This window comes from Ruegeria sp. SCP11 (genome assembly GCF_040329455.1).
In the GTDB taxonomy this organism is placed as follows: domain Bacteria; phylum Pseudomonadota; class Alphaproteobacteria; order Rhodobacterales; family Rhodobacteraceae; genus Ruegeria; species Ruegeria atlantica_E.
In genome coordinates, this window is sequence record NZ_JBDZYG010000036.1 from 1 (window position 1) to 2500 (window position 2500).

The 2500-nt window shown below is 54.2% G+C and carries 1 tRNA gene and 2 rRNA genes (1 of these 3 cut by a window edge); all 3 read right to left on the minus strand.

Features of this window, described 5'->3' with window-relative positions:
• Positions 1-77: transfer RNA gene (locus tag ABLN94_RS24365), tRNA-Met, on the minus strand.
• Positions 78-126: 49 nt separating this feature from the next.
• Positions 127-241: ribosomal RNA gene (gene rrf, locus ABLN94_RS24370) — 5S ribosomal RNA — on the minus strand.
• A gap of 165 nt (positions 242-406) precedes the next feature.
• A 23S ribosomal RNA gene (locus tag ABLN94_RS24375) occupies positions 407-2500 on the minus strand; it runs 737 nt beyond the window's last position.

Below are 2500 nucleotides of genomic sequence, written 5' to 3' on the forward strand. Positions count from 1 at the left end.
TGGTTGCGGGAGCAGGATTTGAACCTGCGACCTTCAGGTTATGAGCCTGACGAGCTACCGGGCTGCTCCATCCCGCGTCAGAGTCAGATTTGTATCATCGTTAGAGAGATTGGGGGATTTTACTAGGTTTGGCGGTGACCTACTCTCCCGGGGCTTAAGCCCAAGTACCATTGGCGCGGCAGTGCTTAACTTCCGGGTTCGGGATGGGACCGGGTGTTTCACTTGCGCTATGACCACCAAACCGAGGAAAATCCCATGTCGACTTTCCTGCTTTGCAGGAAAGCGACGTGGTGGCAGGCAGCGTATTTGCGTGCAAATGCGCGGTGCCACTCGGCTGTATAATCAGATCAACGTTGTCCAACTCAAGGTTGGTGTATGCTTTGGTCTTGTCTTTCCATTACTGGATCAAATCAAGCCTATCGGGCGATTAGTACCGGTCAACTGAACGCATTACTGCGCTTACATCTCCGGCCTATTGACGTGGTGGTCTTCCACGGCCCTCAGGGAGACCTTGTTTTGAGGGGGGCTTCCCGCTTAGATGCCTTCAGCGGTTATCCTGTCCGATCATAGCTACCCAGCACTGCCGTTGGCACGACAACTGGTCCACCAGTGGATCGTTCACCCCGGTCCTCTCGTACTAGGGGCAACTCCTCTCAAGTCTCCTACACCCACGGCAGATAGGGACCGAACTGTCTCACGACGTTCTAAACCCAGCTCACGTACCTCTTTAAACGGCGAACAGCCGTACCCTTGGGACCTGCTCCAGCCCCAGGATGAGATGAGCCGACATCGAGGTGCCAAACACTGCCGTCGATATGGACTCTTGGGCAGTATCAGCCTGTTATCCCCGGCGTACCTTTTATCCGTTGAGCGATGGCCCTTCCACTCGGGACCACCGGATCACTATGGCCGTCTTTCGACTCTGCTCGACTTGTCAGTCTCGCAGTCAGGCTGGCTTCTGCCATTGCACTCAACGAGCGATTTCCGACCGCTCTGAGCCAACCTTCGCGCGCCTCCGTTACGCTTTAGGAGGCGACCGCCCCAGTCAAACTACCCGCCACGCAGGGTCCCGGATCCGGATAACGGACCGCGGTTAGACATCAAGAGTGCGAAGGGTGGTATCTCAAGGGAGGCTCCACGGATACTTGCGTTTCCGCTTCAAAGCCTACCACCTATCCTGCACATCACAATCCTGATGCCAGTGCGAAGCTGTAGTAAAGGTGCACGGGGTCTTTCCGTCTAACCGCGGGAAGCCTGCATCTTGACAGGCAATTCAATTTCGCTGAGTCGATGTTGGAGACAGCGGGGAAGTCGTTACGCCATTCGTGCAGGTCGGAACTTACCCGACAAGGAATTTCGCTACCTTAGGACCGTTATAGTTACGGCCGCCGTTTACCTGGGCTTCAATTCAAGGCTCTCACCTCTCCTTTTAACCTTCAGGCACCGGGCAGGCGTCAGACCCTATACGTCGTCTTGCGACTTCGCAGAGCCCTGTGTTTTTAATAAACAGTCGCCACCCCCTGGTTTGTGCCCCCAGCCCCTAGTTGCCTAGGAACCGGGCCTCCTTCTCGCGAACTTACGGAGGTATTTTGCCGAGTTCCTTCAACATCGTTCTCTCAAGCGCCTTGGTATGCTCTACCAGTCCACCTGTGTCGGTTTAGGGTACGGTCTGATGGAGGGCTATTTCCAGGAACCACTCAGCAGCCCAATCAATCCGATAAGATTGAACTACACCTGTGATCCGTCACATCCTCCTGGCCTAGGAATATTAACCTAGTTCCCATCGCCTACGCCTTTCGGCCTCGGCTTAGGGGCCGGCTTACCCTGCTCAGATTAGCTTTAAGCAGGAACCCTTGGACTTTCGGCGAGAGTGTCTCTCACACTCTTTGTCGCTACTCATGTCATCATTCTCACTAGTGATCTCTCCACCGGATCCCTCACAGGCCGGCTTCATCGAAAGAACTCTATCCGTCATTACACCCACTAGGGATGCAAATACGGATGAGTTCTATGTCACACTACGCTCTGCTACCATGCCTTACGGCATCCTAAGCTTCGGCTCATGGCTTGAGCCCCGTTACATCTTCGCCGCAGGACAACTTATTTAGACCAGTGAGCTGTTACGCTATCTTTAAAGGATGGCTGCTTCTAAGCCAACCTCCTGGTTGTTTTGGTCGTCCCACCTGCTTTCCCACTTAGCCATGAATTGGGGGCCTTAGCTGTAGGTCAGGGTTGTTTCCCTCTCCACTACGGACGTTAGCATCCGCAGTGTGTCTGCCATCTAGTACTCCCGGGTATTCGGAGTTTGGTTAGGATCAGTAAGCCTGTGGGGCCCCATTACCCATCCAGTGCTCTACCCCCCGGGGTATTCGGATGACGCTCTACCTAAATAGATTTCGCAGAGAACCAGCTATCTCCGAGTTTGATTGGCCTTTCACCCCTAGGCACAGCTCATCCCGATCCTTTTCAACGGATGTGGGTTCGGTCCTCCAGTAAGTGT